The following is an 18903-nucleotide window of genomic DNA, read 5'->3' on the forward strand; positions in this document are numbered from 1 at the left end:
GGTTGCAAACTTTCTGTTACTCCAACCCAACCTTTGTGGCGAGGGAGCTTGCTCCCGCTGGAGTGCGAAGCGCTCCCAAAATCAGACAATGAGTTCTTCCAGTCAGACCTCGGCCACTGACATTACGACTGCTTCGCAGCCGAGCGGGAGCAAGCTCCCTCGCCACAAAAAACTGACCACTGTCAGGGTTGCAGGCGACAGCCTTGGCGTTCACCAACCCAAACAGCGCTATTGCTGCGCCCCATCCCACCAACCGTCACACGCTTGTTCACGGCGTCATCGACGAATCCACTGGTGGGCAAATACTGCTTCACATAGCTCTGGCAATACTCGACCGGATTGTTCATCACGTAGCGGCACGAGCAGTATTCCTTGGCGGTATAGGCGCTGATGATGTCCGGGAAAGCCCACAACGCCACACGCTCCTGCCAGACCCAGCCGAACAAGGCGATCAGCAGCACCAGCAACAGCGTGCTGAACGGCCGACGGCGAATAAAACTGTGGCGGCTCATGGCTGCACCTTCATGGCAAACGCCTTGAGCGCAAGTTTGAGCAATTCGTTGTGCCGATAACGCCCATCGCGATCATCGCCGTAGCGCACGATCACCAGCTTCTCGCTGGGAATCACGTACATTGCCTGGCCCCAATGGCCCAGTGCGGCGAAGGTATCGGCGGGGGCATCGGGCCAAGGTTGTGTCGCGCCATCCACCGCGCGATTGAGCCACCAATGCCCGCCGGGCACTGCTTCATCCTGGTTGGCTTGATAATGGGCAAAAGGCTCACGGCTGAAGTCGACCCAATCCTTGGGCAGCAATTGCTGCTCACGCCAACGACCGTCACGCGCCATCAACAGGCCGACGCGAGCCAGGTCCCGGGCGGTGAGGTAGGCATAAGACGATGCGACGAACGCCCCCGTGGCATCCGCTTCCCAAACCGCACTGCGAATCCCCAAGGGTTCGAACAGCGCGGTCCATGGATAATCCGGATAACGGGCCGGGCCGACGATGGTTTTCAGTGCGGCGGACAGCAGGTTGCTATCGCCGCTGGAGTAACGGAATGCCTGACCGGGCTTGGCGTACTCGTCGTGGTCGGCGGTGAACGCAGCCATGTCGCGGTGACCACGGGTGTAAAGCATGGCCACCACTGAGGACTTCAACGGTGCGTATTCATAGTCTTCCTGCCAGTCCAGGCCGGAAGCCCAGTGCAGCAGGTCGGCCATGGTCATGGCCGGGTGTTTTTCCAGCGGCGGATAGAACTGCACCACCGGGTCGTGCAATTTGAACAAGCCTTCGCCATACGCCACACCGAGCACCGTGGCCATCAGGCTTTTGCTGATCGACCAGGTCAGGTGCGGCGTTTGGGCAGTGGTCGGGCCGGCGTAGCGTTCGTAGACGAGTTGACCGTCGCGGATCACCAGCAAGGCATCGGTGCGAATGCCTTGGTGAGTGGCATCGTCGCGGGGTGGGAAGGCGTAACTCTCCAGGGCCTGAAGTGCCGGCCCGGTGACTTTCGGGCCGGGCGACCATTGCTCGGCCGGCCAGTTTTCGGCCTGGGCCGTGAGGCTGAGCAGCAGCATGACAATCAGGGACAAGCCTTTGAACATGAGGGGCGCTCGGAGGGATGAACCTGCAGAGACTAGTCGAGGTTGATGACAGTATTTGCGTCGCCAATGAGGCCGCCATCGCGGGCAAGCCCGCTCCCACATGATCTGCGTCATACACAATATTTTGCACACCAGAGATCCTTGTGGGAGCGGGCTTGCCCGCGAAGGGTCCCTTCAGCCTTACGACAACCCCGCCAACGCCTTGGTCAACCGCTTGCCCCGCGCCCCTGCCGCCAAATCCATAACGGCCTGATCGCGCTGCCACATCGCCGCCCATTGCGGCGGCCCATCGGCCAGAGCCTGATTCACTTCAGCCTTGAGCCCATCGAATTGCGCAAACAACCCGCCCAGCAACACATGCCCGGCCGGATTGTTCGGCGCCTGGCGGCTGACTTCCGCGCACCCGGCCAGCAGCGCCAGCAAGCGCAGTTGCAAGGCGTGCGGCCAGTCGCTGTCCTGGCCGACACCGAACAGCCAGGCAGTCATGGCGCTCAGCACATAGATGTCTTCCAGGGTGCGGAACGGTTTGACGTAAGCATCCCAGCCATCCCCCGCCAGCAATTCGCACAGCGCGTCATCGAGAAACAAACGACCGTGGCCTATGTCCGGCATCAGTGGCATCGGCGCGAGTTTTTCCAGACGCACGCCCGGTTCGCCGGGGTAAACCACCGCCAGGCTCAGTCGCGGGTCGCTGCCGGGCTTTTCACTGCGAGCGGCGACCAGCAACCAGTCGGCGGCATCGCCGGCGGTGACAAAATCCTTGCGCCCGCTCAGGCGCAGATCGCTCAGGCGGGTCTGCATGTCCGCCACCCGCAAACTGCGCTGTTCGGTCGCGCACAACGCGCCGAGGCTCAGCGGTGCGCTCGGCCAAAGCATGCGCAACGCCGCTTGATACCCCACCAGAAACGCCAGCCCCGGTGTCGCCATCAGCCGTCCGCCGACCACCGCCAGTTCGAACGGCGTGACCGTACCCAACCGGTGCATCAAGGTCGCAAAGCCTTCGGCCAGGTCTGGGTTGGCGGGCAGGCGATCGCGGCGAGTCAACAGGGTTTGCCAGGGCATAAGAGGCTCCTTGTGGGCTGTCATATAAGCATCACCAAAGCTTCATGGCGATGACACCGGGGCTACATAGCCTGACTTTGCACAACACGGCTGCATAAAGAAAGTCGATCGGCTGCACCCCAAGACGGGTGGCCAGCCCGTACGGAGATTCGCAATGACTCAGATCGCCCGCATCAGCGACACCGGCAATGAACGCCGCCTGCAAGCCGAACGCCTGGTGGGCGCCGAGGCGTTGCAGGAAGCCCAGGCCTTGCGCTTCAACGTGTTCAGCGGCGAATTCAACGCCAGGCTCAAAGGCGCGGAGCTGGGTCTGGACATGGATGACTATGATGTTCACTGCGCCCACATCGGCGTGCGTGACTTGAACACCGGGCGCCTGGTGGCGACCACCCGTTTGCTCGACCACACAGCCGCCAGCAGCCTGGGCAAGTTCTACAGCGAAGAAGAATTCAGCCTGCATGGTCTGGTCCATCTGAAAGGCCCGATCCTGGAAATCGGTCGCACCTGCGTCGACCCGGCCTACCGCAACGGCGGCACCATCGCCGTGCTCTGGGGTGAACTGGCCGAAGTGCTGAACCAGGGCGGTTACAGCTATTTGATGGGGTGCGCGAGCATTCCGATGCAGGACGGCGGCATTCAGGCCCACGCGATCATGCAGCGTCTGCGCGAACGCTACCTGTGCACCGAACACCTGCGGGCCGAGCCGAAGAAACCGTTGCCGACACTGGATATCCCGTCCAACGTCATCGCCGAAATGCCGCCGCTGCTCAAGGCCTACATGCGCCTGGGCGCGAAAATCTGCGGCGAGCCGTGCTGGGACGAAGACTTCCAGGTGGCCGACGTGTTCATCCTGCTCAAGCGCGACGAGCTCTGCCCGCGCTACGCCAAGCACTTCAAGGCGGCTGTGTAATGAGCCGCTTGCGGGTGTACGCGCGAATTGCGCGAGTGCTTTTGGTGGTGGCCCTGGGCTTGAGCATGGCCGGCGTGTTCGGGCTGTTCGAGCGACTGGGGGTTGCCCATTCGATGGTCCGTCGCCAGCGCTGGTCGCGGTTTTTCATGGCACGGCTGAGCAATGCCTTGCCCTTTCGTGTGACCGTGCATGGTCAATTGCCGAAGGCGCCGATGCTGTGGGTCAGCAATCATGTGTCCTGGACCGACATTCCGCTGCTGGGCATGCTCACGCCGCTGTCGTTCCTGTCCAAGGCCGAAGTGCGTACCTGGCCGGTGGCGGGCTGGTTGGCGGCCAAGGCCGGCAGCCTGTTCATTCGCCGTGGTTCAGGCGACAGTCAGTTGATCCGCAAACAAATGACCCGTCATCTGGAACAGGAACATCCGCTGCTGATGTTCCCGGAAGGCACCACCACCGATGGCCGCTCGCTGCGTACGTTTCATGGGCGTTTGCTGTCCGCGGCGATCGATTCCGAAGTGGCGCTGCAGCCGGTGGCGATTCGTTATCTGCGCAATGGCGAGCTCGATGCCCTGGCACCGTTCATTGGCGATGATGATTTGCTGTCGCACCTGATGCGTTTGTTCGCCAATGATCGGGGTGAGGTGGAGATTCACCTGCTCAAACCGATCGAGTGCCAGGACCGGGAACGTGCGGCGCTGGCGTTCGAAGCGCAGCAGGCGGTGCAGAAGGCGTTGTTTGGTGAAATCGCGAAACCTGCCGAGCCACGGCGTGCCGGCGAACTGATCGCTGCCTGATAGAAAAAGATCGCAGCCTTCGGCAGCTCCTACATTGGAATGATGCCCCCCTGTAGGAGCTGCCGAAGGCTGCGATCTTTTGATCCTGCTGGCTACACTCGTCGCGCTACAAAGTCCTGCAACTCGGGATAGAACAATCGGAAATCCTCGCTCAACGGTTCATACAACACCCGTAATTCCTGCATCGCAGCGGCCAGTTCCTCCGGCCGGGTCAGCCTGCGTGATATCCCGCGCAGCACCTGCTCCAGCACCTCGAACTCCTGATAAGCCCCCAACCAGTCATTGGCCACCATGTGCGGCGCAATCTTCGCCAGGCGCTCCGGCAATTGCGACTCGGTGGACAGCACCCTGTACACGTCCGACGTGAACTGCTCCAGTGGCTGATCCGAATAAAGCGTCCAGTCCCGCGCCAGGCAATGATCGAAAAACACATCGAGCACGATCCCGGCGTAACGCCTGCGCGTGATGGAAAACCGCGACAAGGCGATATCCACCAAAGGATGGCGATCGGTAAACACGTCAATGCTGCGATGCAACTGAATGGCCGCTTCGATCTCCGGATCGAACTGCCCTTGCAGCCGTCCTTTGACGAAATCGCCATACAAACTGCCGAGCAGTTGACCGGGGCGCTGGCCACCGAGGTGCAGATGTGCGAGATAGTTCATGGGCGCAGCTTAACACTGCGTCATCCATATCGTTATAACTCGATATACCGATTTACGCGGTCATCAGACCAAAATCATATTGGTATATCGCGAAGTACCGATTTAAAGTTCGCCTCATCGCGATATAGCGTTTTACTCATCACGAGCCCAAACCATGACCCTCGACCTCGACGAAATAATAAAAGCCCTGGCACACCCAGTACGGCGAGACATCCTGCACTGGCTCAAAGACCCGACCGTCGAATTCCCCGACCAGTCCCACAGCAATGAGCACGGCGTCTGCGCCGGGCAGATCGATCAACGTTGCGGTTTGTCGCAGTCCACGGTGTCCGCACACCTGGCGACTCTGCAACGCGCCGGCTTGATCAGCAGCCGCAAAGTCGGCCAGTGGCATTTTTTCAAACGCAACGAGGAAACCATCCAGGAATTCCTCCGCACTTTCAGCAAAGAGCTCTGACCCTTTACGTCAGTACGCCGATAAGGAATCAACAATGCCCCTCTCGCTACTCATTCTGGCCTTGAGCGCCTTCGCCATCGGCACCACCGAGTTCGTCATCATGGGTTTGCTGCCCGATGTGGCGGCGGACCTCGGCGTGTCGATCCCCGGCGCTGGCTGGCTGGTGACCGGTTACGCCCTGGGCGTAGCCATCGGTGCGCCGTTCATGGCACTGGCCACCGCCAGACTGCCGCGCAAGGCCGCTTTGGTAGCATTGATGGGCATCTTCATCATCGGCAACCTACTCTGCGCCCTGGCCAGTGACTACAACGTTTTGATGTTTGCCCGCGTGGTCACCGCGCTGTGTCATGGCGCCTTCTTCGGCATCGGTTCGGTGGTGGCGGCAGGTCTGGTACCGGCCAACAAACGTGCGTCGGCCGTGGCTTTGATGTTCACCGGCCTGACCCTGGCCAACGTCCTCGGCGTGCCGCTGGGCACTGCGCTCGGTCAGGAAGCCGGCTGGCGTTCGACCTTCTGGGCGGTGACCGTGATCGGTGTGATTGCGCTGATCGGCCTGATCCGCTTCCTGCCGGCCAGGCGCGATGAAGAGAAACTCGACATGCGCGCCGAACTGCGCGCCCTCAAAGGCGCCGGCATCTGGTCGTCGTTGAGCATGACCGCATTGTTCGCCGCCTCAGTCTTCACCTTATTCACCTATGTCGCCCCTCTATTGGGTGAGGTCACCGGTGTCTCGCCACGCGGCGTGACCTGGACCTTGATGCTCATCGGCTTGGGCTTGACGGTCGGCAACATCATCGGCGGCAAGCTGGCAGACAAAAGCATGGCGGCGACGCTGATCGGTGTGTTCATCACCATGGCGGTCGTGTCCACCGTGCTGACCTGGACCAGCATTGCCGTGATCCCGACCGAAATCACCCTGTTCCTCTGGGCCACCGCGTGCTTCGCCGCCGTACCCGCCCTGCAAGTGAACGTTGTGACCTACGGCAAGGCGGCACCGAACCTGGTATCGACCCTGAACATCGGCGCTTTCAACGTCGGCAACGCGCTCGGTGCCTGGGTCGGCGGCAGCGTCATCGCCCACGGCTTCGGTCTCACCAGCGTGCCGCTCGCGGCAGCGGCACTGGCGGTACTCGCCCTGCTCGTGACCCTGATTACTTTCCGTCAGAGCGGTAATCCCGAACTGGCCCCTGCTACTAACTGATACCTCACGAGGGTTGTATTAAATGACGACTATTTTCGATCCGATCAAACTGGGCGACCTCGAGTTGGCCAACCGCATCATCATGGCACCGCTGACCCGCTGCCGCGCCGACGAAGGCCGTGTGCCGAACGCGCTGATGGCCGAGTACTACGTACAGCGCGCCTCTGCCGGCCTGATCCTCAGCGAAGCTACGTCGGTCACGCCGATAGGCGTGGGCTACCCGGACACTCCCGGTATCTGGTCCAATGACCAGGTACGCGGCTGGAGCAACGTGACCAAAGCAATCCACGGCGCTGGCGGCAAAATCTTCCTGCAACTGTGGCACGTGGGTCGGATTTCCCACCCCTTGTACCTGAACGGCGAAGCACCGGTCGCGCCGAGTGCCATCCAGCCCAAGGGCCATGTCAGCCTGGTTCGCCCATTGGCCGACTTCCCAACGCCGCGTGCCCTGGAAACCGCTGAAATCGCCGACATCGTCGATGCTTACCGCGTGGGTGCCGAGAACGCCAAGGCTGCCGGTTTCGACGGTGTGGAAATCCACGGCGCCAACGGTTACCTGCTCGACCAGTTCCTGCAAAGCAGCACCAACCAGCGCACCGACAACTACGGCGGCTCCCTGGAAAACCGTGCGCGCCTGTTGCTGGAAGTGACCGATGCCGCCATCGAAATCTGGGGCGCGGGCCGCGTGGGTGTGCACCTGTCACCGCGTGCCGATCTCCATGACATGGGCGACGAAAACCTGTCCGAGACGTTCACCTACGTCGCTCGCGAATTGGGCAAACGTGGTATCGCCTTCATCTGCTCGCGCGAGAAAGAAGCCGGCGACAGCCTCGGCCCACAACTGAAGGAAGCCTTCGGCGGCCCGTACATCGCCAACGAACGTTTCACCAAGGACAGCGCCAACGAGTGGTTGGCCAGCGGCAAGGCTGATGCGGTGGCATTCGGTGTACCGTTTATCGCCAACCCGGATCTGCCGGCGCGTCTGAAGGCCGATGCGCCGCTGAACGAGGCGCGTCCTGAGTTGTTCTACGGTAAAGGCCCGGTCGGTTATATCGATTATCCGGCGTTGTAAGTTTCAACTATTGAAATGAAAAGCCCCGACTCGAAAGAGCCGGGGCTTTTGCGTATGGATAGAAGAACAAAAGATCGCAGCCTTCGGCAGCTCCTACCTTGGAATGGCATACACCTTGTGGGAGCTGCCGAAGGCTGCGATCTTTTCAGTCGTTCACACTCATTCACACACTCGACACAAAATCCCTACAAAATACGTAGTTCGCTATGTATCAACCCGAGTCGCAGACGTATATAAAAGTATCCCATTGCAATGAGGCGAGCGAACAGGGTTCTTCACTGGCGCCCGTCCATTTACACAACCTGATCCAATTACGCATTTTGTTTCATTTGCGCAGGCTGGGACTCAAGCGCAGCATCTCCAACCCTGTATCGACCCATCGCTCGGCTTCGGTGTGCAGCTGAAAACTGTCGGGAGCCAACAGCCACTGATACAGGATGCCATCGATGTACGCATGCAGGCTGATGGCCGCGCGGGCAGCGTCGAGATCTTCCGGCAATTGCCCGCGTTTCATCGCATTACTCAGGGCCAGAGCGATTCGCACATTGCAATCGAGACTGACCGTTCGGCGCTGCTGGCGCAGGTCGCACATTTCATCGGTGAATTCGCACTTATGAAACAGAATCTCGTTGATGCGTCGGGTTTTCGGGTCCAGTGCAACTTGATGAAACAAATGAATCAGCAGCTTGCGCATGCAGCCCAGCGGATCAAGTTCCTCTTCGCTTTCGCTGGCCTTGGCCATTTCCTCCAGCGGCTCATGCAAGGTATCAAGCATCGCCTGCACCAGATCCGCCTTGTTATTGAAATGCCAGTAGATGGCTCCACGAGTCACACCGGCCAGGGCAGCGATATCCGCCAGCGTCGTGCGTGCCACGCCCCGCTCATAAAAGGCTTTTTCCGCCGCTTCGAGTATCTGGCTTCGGGTTTCTTGAGCTTCCTCTTTGGTACGACGGACCATGGCAGTAAAACCTCAATCAGGGGTGCTTCAGCGATGTCTGAATATCTGCTGAATAAAAGTGGGGCGAGCGCTCTCGGGCTTCGTCTCCGGCCTACAATTCAAACCTTTGAACGGCTTTTGTAACTGTGTGGGTACGCCGCCAAGGCCCTTTACAAACAACCATGAACGTAAGTATATTCATTAGCAAGCTACTTATCCACCCGGTAGAAATTTTTTACCCTTCCACCTTTCTTGTGCGCAATGTGCGCGCCTGACCCGAGGATCTTCATGCAATTCAAGCCAGCTGTTACCGCTCTGGTTACTGCCCTCGCCCTGGCATCGCTGCTCAGCGGATGTAAAAAGGAAGAAGCGGCACCAGCCGCACCACCCCCTCAGGTCGGCGTCGTAACCCTGCAACCTCAAGCCTTCACCCTGACGTCCGAACTTCCGGGGCGCACCAGTGCGTTCCGCATTGCCGAAGTTCGCCCACAGGTCAACGGCATCATTCTCAAACGACTGTTCAAGGAAGGCGGCGACGTCAAGGCCGGTCAGCAGCTCTATCAGATCGACCCGTCGGTCTATGACGCGACCCTGAAAAGCGCCGAAGCCAACCTGCGTTCGACCAAGTCGATCTCGGATCGCTACAAACAACTGGTCGACGAACAGGCCGTCAGCCGTCAGGAGTACGACACGGCGCTGGCCAACCGCCTGCAATCGGAAGCATCCCTGCAAAGTGCCCAGATCAACGTGCGCTACACCAAGGTTTACGCACCGATCTCCGGTCGCATCGGCCGTTCGTCCGTGACCGAAGGCGCACTGGTCAGCAGCGGCCAGACCGACGCCATGGCCGTCATCCAGCAACTCGACCCGATCTACGTCGACGTGACTCAGTCCTCGGTGGAGCTGCTTGAGCTGCGTCGTGAACTGGAAAGCGGTCGTCTGCAAAAAGCTGGCGACAACGCCGCCGCGGTCAAGCTGACCCTGGAAGACGGCAGCCAGTACAAAGTGGACGGCAAGCTTGAGTTCTCCGAAGTCTCGGTTGACCAGACCACCGGTTCCGTGACCTTGCGCGCGGTGTTCCCGAACCCTGATCACACCCTGCTGCCGGGCATGTTCGTTCACGCCCAGTTGCAGGCTGGCGTGAACAGCGCCGCGATTCTGGCGCCACAACAAGGCGTGACCCGTGACCTCAAAGGCACCCCGACCGCACTGGTCGTCGGTCCGGACAACAAGGTCGAACTGCGCCAGCTCAAGGCCAGCCGCACCGTCGGCAGCCAATGGCTGATTGAAGACGGTCTGAAGGCAGGCGATCGCCTGATTACCGAAGGGCTGCAATTCGTCAGACCTGGTGTCGTAGTCAAAGCCACTGAAGCGACTAACGTTGGCGCAAAGAGCCCGGCCCCCGCACAGGCAGCTAATACAGCTGTCGGCGGCAAAGGGGAGTAAACCATGTCGAAATTTTTTATCGACCGTCCGATTTTCGCCTGGGTGATTGCCCTGGTGATCATGCTGGTCGGGGCTTTATCGATCCTCAAACTGCCGATCAACCAATACCCGAGCATTGCGCCTCCGGCCATTGCCATCTCTGTGACCTACCCAGGCGCGTCTGCACAAACCGTGCAGGACACTGTGGTGCAGGTGATCGAGCAACAGCTCAACGGTATCGACAATCTGCGTTATGTCTCGTCGGAAAGTAACTCCGACGGCAGCATGACCATTACCGCGACCTTCGAGCAAGGCACCAGCTCCGATACCGCGCAGGTTCAGGTCCAGAACAAACTGAACCTGGCCACCCCGCTGCTGCCGCAAGAAGTGCAGCAGCAGGGCATCCGCGTGACCAAGTCGGTGAAAAACTTCCTGATGGTCATCGGCGTGGTGTCGCGTGACGGCAGCATGACCAAGGACGACCTGTCCAACTACATCGTGTCGAACATGCAGGACCCGATCTCGCGGACCGCCGGTGTCGGTGACTTCCAGGTCTTCGGTGCCCAGTACGCGATGCGGATCTGGCTCGACCCGGCCAAGTTGAACAACTTCAACCTGACCCCGGTGGACGTGAAAACCGCCATCGCGGCCCAGAACGTCCAGGTCTCGTCCGGTCAACTCGGCGGCTTGCCCGCCCTGCCCGGCCAGCAACTGAACGCTACGATCATCGGCAAGACCCGTCTGCAGACTGCCGAGCAATTCAAGGAAATCCTGCTCAAGGTCAACAAGGACGGCTCGCAGGTTCGTCTCAAAGACGTCGCCGAAGTAGGCCTGGGTGGCGAGAACTACAGCGTCAGCGCCCAGTTCAATGGCAGCCCGGCTTCCGGTCTGGCAGTGAAACTGGCCAACGGTGCCAACGCCCTCGATACCGCCAAGGCCCTGCGCAAAACCATCAACGACCTGAAGCCGTTCTTCCCGCAAGGGATGGAAGTGGTGTTCCCGTACGACACCACCCCAGTGGTGACCGAGTCGATCAAGGGTGTGGTTGAAACCCTGGTCGAAGCGATCGTGCTGGTGTTCCTGGTGATGTTCCTGTTCCTGCAGAACTTCCGCGCCACCGTCATCACCACGATGACCGTGCCAGTGGTACTGCTGGGTACGTTCGGGATCCTCGCGGCATTCGGCTTCAGCATCAACACCCTGACCATGTTCGGTATGGTGCTGGCCATCGGCTTGCTGGTGGACGACGCCATCGTCGTGGTGGAAAACGTCGAACGGGTCATGAGCGAAGAAGGCCTGTCACCCAAGGAGGCCACCAAGAAATCCATGGGGCAGATCCAGGGTGCGCTGGTCGGTATTGCCCTGGTGCTGTCGGCGGTACTGCTGCCGATGGCGTTCTTCAGCGGCTCCACCGGTGTGATCTACAAGCAGTTCTCGATCACCATCGTTTCGGCCATGGCCTTGTCGGTGATGGTTGCATTGATCTTCACCCCGGCGCTCTGCGCCACCATGCTCAAGGCGATTCCGAAAGGCGAGCACGGCATACCGAAACGCGGCTTCTTCGGCTGGTTCAACCGCAACTTCGACCGTGGCGTCAGAAGCTACGAGCGCGGCGTCGGCAACATGCTCGCGCACAAGGCTCCGTACCTGCTGGCGTACCTGATCATCGTGGTCGGCATGATCTGGCTGTTCACCCGCATTCCAACGGCGTTCCTGCCGGAAGAAGACCAGGGCGTACTGTTTGCCCAGGTGCAAACCCCGGCCGGTTCCAGCTCCCAGCGCACGCAAGTGGTCGTGGATGAAATGCGCGAGTTCCTGCTGCGTCCGAGCAAGGATGGCGGCGAAGGCGATGCGGTGGCCTCGGTGTTTACCGTGACCGGTTTCAACTTCGCCGGCCGTGGCCAGAGTTCGGGCATGGCGTTCATCATGCTCAAACCGTGGGACGAACGTAACGCCGACAACAGCGTGTTCAAACTGGCGGCCCGTGCCCAACAGCACTTCTTTACCTTCCGCGACGCCATGGTGTTTGCCTTCGCGCCACCGGCGGTACTGGAACTGGGTAACGCCACCGGTTTCGACGTATTCCTTCAGGACCGCGCCGGTATCGGTCACGAGAAGCTGATGCAGGCACGCAACCAGTTCCTCGGCATGGCGGCGCAAAGCAAGGTCTTGTCGCAAGTCCGTCCGAACGGTCTGAACGACGAGCCGCAATACCAACTGGAAATCGACGATGAGAAGGCCAGCGCCCTGGGCGTGACCCTCACTGACATCAACAACACCCTGTCGATTGCCTTGGGTAGTAGCTATGTGAACGACTTCATCGACCGCGGTCGGGTGAAGAAGGTTTACGTGCAAGGCCAGCCGGGTGCCCGCATGAGCCCTGAAGACGTCAAGAAGTGGTACGTGCGCAACAGCGCCGGCACCATGGTTCCGTTCTCGGCCTTCGCCAAGGGTGAGTGGATTTACGGTGCGCCGAAGCTGTCGCGTTACAACGGCGTAGAGGCGATGGAAATCCTCGGTGCCCCGGCCCCCGGTTATTCCACCGGTGAAGCCATGGCCGAAGTCGAAGCCCTGGCCAAGAAACTGCCGGCCGGTGTCGGTATTTCCTGGACCGGTCTGTCGTACGAGGAACGTCTGTCCGGCTCGCAAGCGCCAGCGCTGTACGCCCTGTCGCTGCTGATGGTGTTCCTGTGTCTGGCGGCGTTGTATGAAAGCTGGTCGATCCCGATCGCGGTCATGTTGGTCGTGCCGCTTGGGATCATCGGTGCGCTGATGGCGACCAGCCTGCGCGGCCTGTCCAACGACGTGTATTTCCAGGTGGGGCTGTTGACCACCATCGGTCTGGCGGCGAAAAACGCCATTCTGATCGTCGAGTTCGCCAAGGAACTGCATGAACAAGGGCGCAGCCTGCGCGATGCAGCGATCGAAGCCTGCCGGATGCGTCTGCGACCGATCATCATGACCTCGCTCGCATTCGTGCTCGGCGTGGTACCGCTGGCCATTTCCACGGGCGCAGGTTCGGGTAGCCAACATGCGATCGGAACCGGGGTGATTGGCGGTATGCTCACGGCCACGATCCTGGCGATCTTCTGGGTTCCGTTGTTCTTCGTCACCGTGTCGTCCATGGGCCAGCGCAAAGTCGCCGACCAGGATGACGCCATTGAAACTTCTCAAGAGGCTGGCTAATGAGCAAGTCGCTACTCTCCCTCGCAGTCGCCGCCTTCGTGCTGGGTGGCTGCTCGCTGATACCCGATTATCAGCAGCCTGAAGCACCGGTGGCGGGCCAATACCCGCAAGGCCCGGCGTATTCGCCGGCCCAGGCGCCCAACCAGGCCGCCGCCGAACAGGGCTGGAAGCAGTTTTTCCATGACCCGGCGCTGCAACAGCTGATCCAGACCGCGCTGGAGAACAACCGTGACCTGCGCGTCGCGGCGCTGAACATCGACGCTTATGCGGCTCAGTACCGCATTCAGCGTGCCGATCTGTTCCCGGCGGTTTCGGCTACCGGCAGCGGCAGCCGTCAGCGGGTCCCGGCACGGGCCTCGCAAACCGGTGAAGCGGGTATCACCAGCTCTTACTCGGCCACCGTCGGCATCAGCGCCTATGAACTCGACCTGTTCGGTCGGGTTCGCAGCCTGAGCGAAGAAGCCTTGCAGAAATACTTCGCCACTGAAGAAGCGCGCCGCAGCACGCAGATCAGTCTGGTAGCCAGCGTGGCCAATGCCTACCTGACCTGGCAGGCCGACAAGGAGCTGCTGAAACTGACCCAGGAAACCCTCGGCGCCTACGAGGAGAGCTACAAACTCACCTCGCGCAGCAACGAAGTGGGCGTAGCCTCGGCGCTGGATCTGGCCCAATCGCGTACCTCGGTGGAAAACGCCCGCGCACAACAGGCCAAATACACCCGTCAGGTCGCCCAGGATGAAAACAGCCTGGTGCTGCTGCTCGGCACCGGTGTGCCGGCCAATCTGCAAGCGGCCAAGCCACTGTCGGACGACCTGCTGAGCGAAGTGCCGGCCGGCCTGCCGTCGGACTTGCTACAACGTCGTCCAGACATCCTTCAGGCCGAGTACAACCTCAAGGCTGCCAACGCCAACATCGGCGCGGCGCGGGCTGCGTTCTTCCCGAGCATCAGCCTGACCGCCAATGCCGGCTCCCTGAGCCCGGACCTGTCCGGTCTGTTCAAGGGCGGTTCGGGCACCTGGTTGTTCCAGCCGCAGATCAACCTGCCGATCTTCAACGCCGGCAGCCTGCGCGCCAGCCTGGATTACTCCAAAATCCAGAAAGACATCAGCGTGGCGAACTACGAGAAGTCCATTCAAACGGCCTTCCAGGAAGTCGCCGACGGCCTGGCCGCACGCCAGACCTACACCGAGCAGTTGCAGGCTCAGCGTGATTTCGTCAGCGCCAACCAGGACTACTACCGTCTGGCCGAGCGTCGTTACCGCATCGGCGTCGACAGCAACCTGACCTTCCTCGACGCCCAGCGCCAGCTGTTCAGTGCCCAACAGGCGCTGATCACCGACCGTCTGGCGCAGCTGACCAGTGCGGTCAATCTGTACAAGGCGCTGGGGGGTGGCTGGAATGAACAGACGGCGAAGAACGAGCCGTTGAAAGAAGAAGCGCCGAAGATGAAGTTGTTCTGATAGCGCGGTAAACACGAAGCCCACCAAACGGTGTAATCGCCAAATGGTGGGCTTTTTGTTGCCCATGAAAAAGGTAACGCGTTCGTATTACCTCCCAACCCCATTCACCAGAAACACCGGCTCTTCCAGATAATCGAGCCCCAAGCGGTTTTCGAGCATTTCGTCGCGTAACGCCGCCGTGGTGAAACAGCCCAGATCCAGGGCGGTGGCCAGCAGCGAAAAGGTCTGGCTCAGATGCCCGGCATCCATCAGCGCCACCCGCAGTGCCCGGCTGAATTCGTATTTCCAGGCCATCCGTTCGACCCGCGCCGTGGAAACGAACACCGCCGCCGCGTCCTTGATCCACGGCTGCCCGCCACAAGCCTCGCTGATCCAGGCTCGCGGATCTTCCAGGGACAGCAACTCAAGCCCATGACGACGTACCGAATAGTGGTAAAGACCTCGCTCGAAACCCTGCACATTCATCAGCACCGCATACACCTCGGTGCCTTGCAGCGAACCGCCGGCCGGCGAGGTTTTTTTCAGGAAGTAGTCCCCCATGCGGTTTTGCTCCATGACCGTCGCGCCCCAGGTGTAATAGAGCAACAGAGACAACTGTGCCGAACTCAACGGCTGGTCACTGAAGGTTCGTGACGTGCGGCGATTGCACAGCGAGTCCAGCAACGCCGGCTGAGCAATCGCGCAGGGAGTCAGTAGCGGGTTTTCCAGGGCAATGAACGGATGGGACCCATAGTCCTTGAACGCCGAGGGCTGGCGTTGCGCCGAGGCCCTTTGCTCAAGCTCCGTTTCCAGCTCGGCAACGCTGATATAGGGCGTGTGCGAGCCGGTCCGGGTACTCAGGTAAAACTCCAGCGCCGCATCCCAGTGGGCCCAAAGGTCAAGCGGATGTTTGCACTCGTCGGGCGGGATAATGTCCGATTGATTCGCGACGGGCAGCAAAACCCCGTGGCTGACCAGCGTCCTCAGGAACGCCAGGTTGTCGTCCTGTGCAGGGCTCTGCAAAACACCCGGCAGCAACAAGGCACTCTCCAGCGTCTGCGGGGTCAGGAAGTGGCGCAGTAACGGCAGAAACGTCACATCGAACGCCAGGCTCAAGTCCTGCTGCCGATCCCGGATAAAAAACGATGCCGAGCCGACACTGAGCCAGGTGTTTTCCCTGAGTTTCAACAGAGTCTGCGCACCCTCCGCTGGCGTCTGTTGCGCGCCCTGTTGATCGCTCCCCTGCCAGAACAGGGCCTTGGGTCTCAAGGACTTGATGGCCTTGATCAACGTCGACAGTTCCGCGTCATCGGCTTTGCGGGAAATATCCCATTCAAGGGTGATCGCTTTCACCGGGGATGTTGCAAACAACTGACGCAAGATATCCCAATCCCGCCGCGGATGACCGGTGTGAATTTCAATCAGCCGGTCCAGCGGCAACGACCGCAAATAGTCGTTCAGGTCGTAACCCTGGGTTCTGGCGGTCGTGATCGCGCTGTCGAGATCCAGCAGAAAGCCCGAGCCGCTGCGCTCCACCACACTGGAGATGAACTCGCCTTCGGACTGCGCTTGTGCATCGTGCAATGAAAACAACCGCGGCGCGTTTTCCAGCACCAGCAGCGTTGCCGTGAGTTCCCGCAGTTCAATGGCATTGGCCACCACCGTGTCAGCCACCTCTTGGGCCAAGGTCGGCAAAATGAAGTGCTGAATGTCGCCACCGTGGAAACGCGACCAGGAAATATGCTCGGCCAGCCACGGCGAACGGGTCTTGTCGCACAGTCGCCGCGTCATGCGCAGAAACTCGCGATCCATCGCGATACCCACGCTGCCCAGGGACAAACTGGACGAATGCAGCAAGCTCGGCACTTGGGCGCTGACCTCAAGCAGACGAGGTTCCAGAATGCAGTGCGTCGGCTGAAACTCGACGTAATCGAAATGCGGTAAACCCTCGGCGAGAATCCGTTCGACAGTCTGGTCGAGTCCATGCTCCGACAGATCATCCTGAAGGCTGTGCCGTGGCAAATGGTATTCCAGCCCTACCCCGGCCTCGGGATAGGGCGAGGCATCAAACATCCCCATGTGAGCCTCCCTGGCATCAAGCGGTCATACCCAGCAAGCGTTGTTGCTCAGCCTCAGCCCCCGATATCGCCAATAGCCCGGCATACTGGCTTTCCAGCGATTTGACCTCTTTGACCAGGTTTTCCATCAGCTGACGTCCCTGGGGGGTGAAATCAGTGCTGGCTTCGAAATCCGGCACCGCCTTGATCAAGCCTTGCAGAATGAACACAAGACGGTTTTGCGCCCGTTGCAGCTCCTCGGACGAACGCGAACGAACCCGCCCCAGGTATTTGACCAACGCGATGTACACGAAAAACGCGTGGAAGTAGCCATAAAAGTCACGCTTCTGTCCCGACCACGGCAAGGCGAACAACGGCTCCCGCGAGGTCTCTTCCTTAACGACCGGGCACACCTCGACAATGTGATAGAGCAACTGATGAGTAGCCTCGTGCACCAGAGACTCTTCCAGATCGAGTATCGAATCATCCCGGCTCGACAAGAGGATGATTCCGGTGAAGCGGGAAGCCGAACAGCTTCGAAATGAACCATCGGGTAAATAAAAAATCGACTTGACCAGCTTTTTAAATTGTTCGCGACAGGCAGGCCAGGTGTGTTCTATGCGCAACAGGGCAATATTCACCACATCGCAAAAAAAACGCACGGAGTAACCGCTACGTTCCAACTGTTTGCGGACTGTTTCATCTTCCGGAAACTCATAGCTGGGAGGCATTACTATCGCAACCAGCGGATCGACATCAAACCGATGCACGGGAGGACAATAATGATTCGCGCGAGGACTGTCCGTCGCTTTAACGCGCAGTAGCATCTCTGGAAATTCGAACAACATTTTTTCCAGCTCACCCCTGTCCTCCGTCTTTTTCGTTATGACCAGGTTGGCGTAATGAGCCGTCAGCACATTCCACACTTGAAACACCGGATCATTAATAATCAAACGCTGTTCCCGGGTGGGAGGAACGATAAGATTAAACGCCTGCTCAAAGAAATCCGCCAAATGCGGGGCATTGGGAAACAATTGAAAAAGCTCGGTGTACAGCGCAACAAAGCTGGTGTAGCGATTTCGACTGACACGCTCCAGCAAGACTTCAAATCGCGAAAGCTCCGAATCCGGAAGGAAGGTCGTACCCTGAAATAAATCGTCGACCGATAGCTCACGTTGACCACTGTTACCGATGTCCATTTCTCAACCTTCCCTTAGGCTGGCGGCAATGGCTTCGCCATCGTCAGACTGGCAATGCCATAACCCGATTGTTCATAAAGACGACGCGCCGCATCGTTGCGGCCAAAGACATGCAACCGCACTTCCTCGCATCCCGCCTGGCGTGCCCATGACTCCAGGGCCAGCAGCGATTGCTTTGCATAACCCTGACGACGCACGTCGGGGTCAATGTAAATGTCCAGGATGAAGGCGATCCGACCAGCACCGGCCTGTCGTTCGGCGACCCATAATTCACCGATGCGCCGAGCTTGATCCTTGATCACCCAGAGTTGATTTTTTTCAGTCAGTCGCCCTTGCGGCAACAATTGCTCGAAGACACTTCGTGCTTTTTGCGACGCCTCCTCTCGAACCCACTCGCCCGCAGCGACCATGCCGTCGCCATATTCAGCAAGGGCTCTTTCAGCAAACGTAACAAAGTCCGCGTCATTCATTGGAGCCAAGGTGACAGACATGAGTCATTCACTCCGTGCTCGAGCGCTTTACATCATGAATTCAATAAAGCCATTCGGCGTACCACCGAAAAAGCCAACCTTGCGTGGCACGCCAAATGGCATCGCCGGCCTTTAATCCATTCGCGCCTGTTGCTGCTGGTTCTGTGTATCAAATACCGCGCGGATTCCCAGGTTGCTCCGGATTCCAGCGGAGGCTGCCGTCAGTTTTGCAGCATCCATACCTTTAACCGCCGCGATCTCATCAGTACTTAAGTGCACGCCAATATTTTTAGCGGCACCGGCCGGATCTTTGTGAAGTTCAGTGGCGAATTTCTCGTCTAGCACGGCGCGTCCGAGAACCGAGGCCAAACGTTCCTGATTGACTTTATTACCCATGGCACTTCTCCTTGTTATTTCGGCATGACT

Annotated in this window: 17 protein-coding genes; 8 read left to right on the forward strand and 9 right to left on the reverse strand. The window is 59.5% G+C overall.

Annotated elements, in window-relative coordinates; translation table 11 throughout:
• Positions 1-182 precede the first annotated feature (182 nt).
• The 3 genes from AACY49_RS01975 to AACY49_RS01985 form a co-directional block, all read right to left on the reverse strand.
• Positions 183-512 (reverse strand): amidase, encoded by a 330-nt coding sequence (locus AACY49_RS01975; protein ID WP_258697221.1) that lies wholly within the window; start codon positions 510-512, stop codon positions 183-185.
• Positions 509-1603 carry a serine hydrolase domain-containing protein gene (locus AACY49_RS01980; RefSeq protein WP_339521483.1) on the reverse strand — a complete coding sequence of 365 codons (1095 nt, stop codon included), beginning with the start codon at positions 1601-1603 and terminating at the stop codon, positions 509-511. The genes AACY49_RS01975 and AACY49_RS01980 overlap by 4 nt, the downstream gene beginning before the upstream one ends.
• Positions 1604-1783: 180 nt before the next feature.
• A complete protein-coding gene (locus AACY49_RS01985; RefSeq protein WP_339521484.1) occupies positions 1784-2665 on the reverse strand; it encodes an acyl-CoA dehydrogenase family protein in 882 nt (293 codons plus the stop codon).
• Positions 2666-2819: 154 nt separating this feature from the next.
• Between AACY49_RS01985 and olsB the strand changes: the two genes are divergently transcribed.
• Both olsB and AACY49_RS01995 read left to right on the forward strand, forming a co-directional pair.
• Positions 2820-3575, forward strand: a complete 756-nt coding sequence (olsB, locus tag AACY49_RS01990) for an L-ornithine N(alpha)-acyltransferase (RefSeq protein ID WP_019580897.1) — start codon at positions 2820-2822, stop codon at positions 3573-3575.
• Positions 3575-4369 (forward strand): lysophospholipid acyltransferase family protein, encoded by a 795-nt coding sequence (locus tag AACY49_RS01995; protein ID WP_339521485.1) that lies wholly within the window; start codon positions 3575-3577, stop codon positions 4367-4369. The genes olsB and AACY49_RS01995 overlap by 1 nt, the downstream gene beginning before the upstream one ends.
• Before the next feature lie 92 nt (positions 4370-4461).
• On the opposite strand, the gene AACY49_RS02000 is transcribed toward AACY49_RS01995, so the two are convergent.
• The gene (locus AACY49_RS02000) at positions 4462-5034 is read right to left on the reverse strand and encodes an acyl carrier protein phosphodiesterase (RefSeq protein WP_320391823.1); all 573 of its coding nucleotides are present in this window, start codon (positions 5032-5034) and stop codon (positions 4462-4464) included.
• Positions 5035-5188: 154 nt separating this feature from the next.
• Between AACY49_RS02000 and AACY49_RS02005 the strand changes: the two genes are divergently transcribed.
• The 3 genes from AACY49_RS02005 to AACY49_RS02015 are packed head-to-tail and all read left to right on the forward strand — an operon-like array spanning position 5189 to position 7764.
• Positions 5189-5491, forward strand: coding sequence for an ArsR/SmtB family transcription factor (locus tag AACY49_RS02005; protein WP_258697226.1), 303 nt, complete (start codon positions 5189-5191; stop codon positions 5489-5491).
• 34 nt (positions 5492-5525) lie between these two features.
• A complete protein-coding gene (locus AACY49_RS02010; RefSeq protein ID WP_339521486.1) occupies positions 5526-6692 on the forward strand; it encodes an MFS transporter in 1167 nt (388 codons plus the stop codon).
• Between the two features lie 22 nt (positions 6693-6714).
• Positions 6715-7764, forward strand: a complete 1050-nt coding sequence (locus AACY49_RS02015) for an alkene reductase (protein ID WP_320391828.1) — start codon at positions 6715-6717, stop codon at positions 7762-7764.
• Positions 7765-8089: 325 nt separating this feature from the next.
• On the opposite strand, the gene emhR is transcribed toward AACY49_RS02015, so the two are convergent.
• A complete protein-coding gene (emhR, locus tag AACY49_RS02020) occupies positions 8090-8722 on the reverse strand; it encodes an efflux system transcriptional repressor EmhR (protein WP_339521487.1) in 633 nt (210 codons plus the stop codon).
• A gap of 267 nt (positions 8723-8989) precedes the next feature.
• Between emhR and emhA the strand changes: the two genes are divergently transcribed.
• The 3 genes from emhA to emhC are packed head-to-tail and all read left to right on the forward strand — an operon-like array spanning position 8990 to position 14772.
• Positions 8990-10147 carry an efflux RND transporter periplasmic adaptor subunit EmhA gene (emhA, locus tag AACY49_RS02025; protein WP_339521488.1) on the forward strand — a complete coding sequence of 386 codons (1158 nt, stop codon included), beginning with the start codon at positions 8990-8992 and terminating at the stop codon, positions 10145-10147.
• Between the two features lie 3 nt (positions 10148-10150).
• The gene (gene emhB / locus AACY49_RS02030; protein WP_339521489.1) at positions 10151-13312 is read left to right on the forward strand and encodes an efflux RND transporter permease subunit EmhB; all 3162 of its coding nucleotides are present in this window, start codon (positions 10151-10153) and stop codon (positions 13310-13312) included.
• Positions 13312-14772: an efflux RND transporter outer membrane subunit EmhC gene (gene emhC, locus AACY49_RS02035; protein WP_339521490.1), complete on the forward strand. Its 1461-nt coding sequence runs from the start codon at positions 13312-13314 to the stop codon at positions 14770-14772. The genes emhB and emhC overlap by 1 nt, the downstream gene beginning before the upstream one ends.
• 87 nt (positions 14773-14859) lie before the next feature.
• Here the strand turns inward: emhC and AACY49_RS02040 are convergent, their stop codons facing one another.
• From AACY49_RS02040 to AACY49_RS02055, 4 genes are all read right to left on the reverse strand, one after another.
• On the reverse strand, positions 14860-16830 hold the full coding sequence (locus AACY49_RS02040) for a multinuclear nonheme iron-dependent oxidase (protein ID WP_339521491.1): 1971 nt from the start codon (positions 16828-16830) through the stop codon (positions 14860-14862).
• Positions 16831-16846: 16 nt separating this feature from the next.
• Positions 16847-18007, reverse strand: coding sequence for an aKG-HExxH-type peptide beta-hydroxylase (locus AACY49_RS02045; protein WP_258697233.1), 1161 nt, complete (start codon positions 18005-18007; stop codon positions 16847-16849).
• Between the two features lie 14 nt (positions 18008-18021).
• Entirely contained in the window at positions 18022-18498 is a 477-nt protein-coding gene (locus AACY49_RS02050) for a GNAT family N-acetyltransferase (RefSeq protein WP_258697234.1), read from the reverse strand.
• A 111-nt stretch (positions 18499-18609) separates the two neighbouring features.
• Complete coding sequence (locus tag AACY49_RS02055; RefSeq protein WP_258697235.1) at positions 18610-18873, reverse strand: Os1348 family RiPP precursor; 264 nt, start codon at positions 18871-18873, stop codon at positions 18610-18612.
• Between the last annotated feature and the right edge of the window lie 30 nt (positions 18874-18903).

Origin of the sequence: Pseudomonas sp. EL_65y_Pfl2_R96, from assembly GCF_963970905.1 — a bacterium.
Classification (GTDB): Bacteria; Pseudomonadota; Gammaproteobacteria; order Pseudomonadales; family Pseudomonadaceae; genus Aquipseudomonas.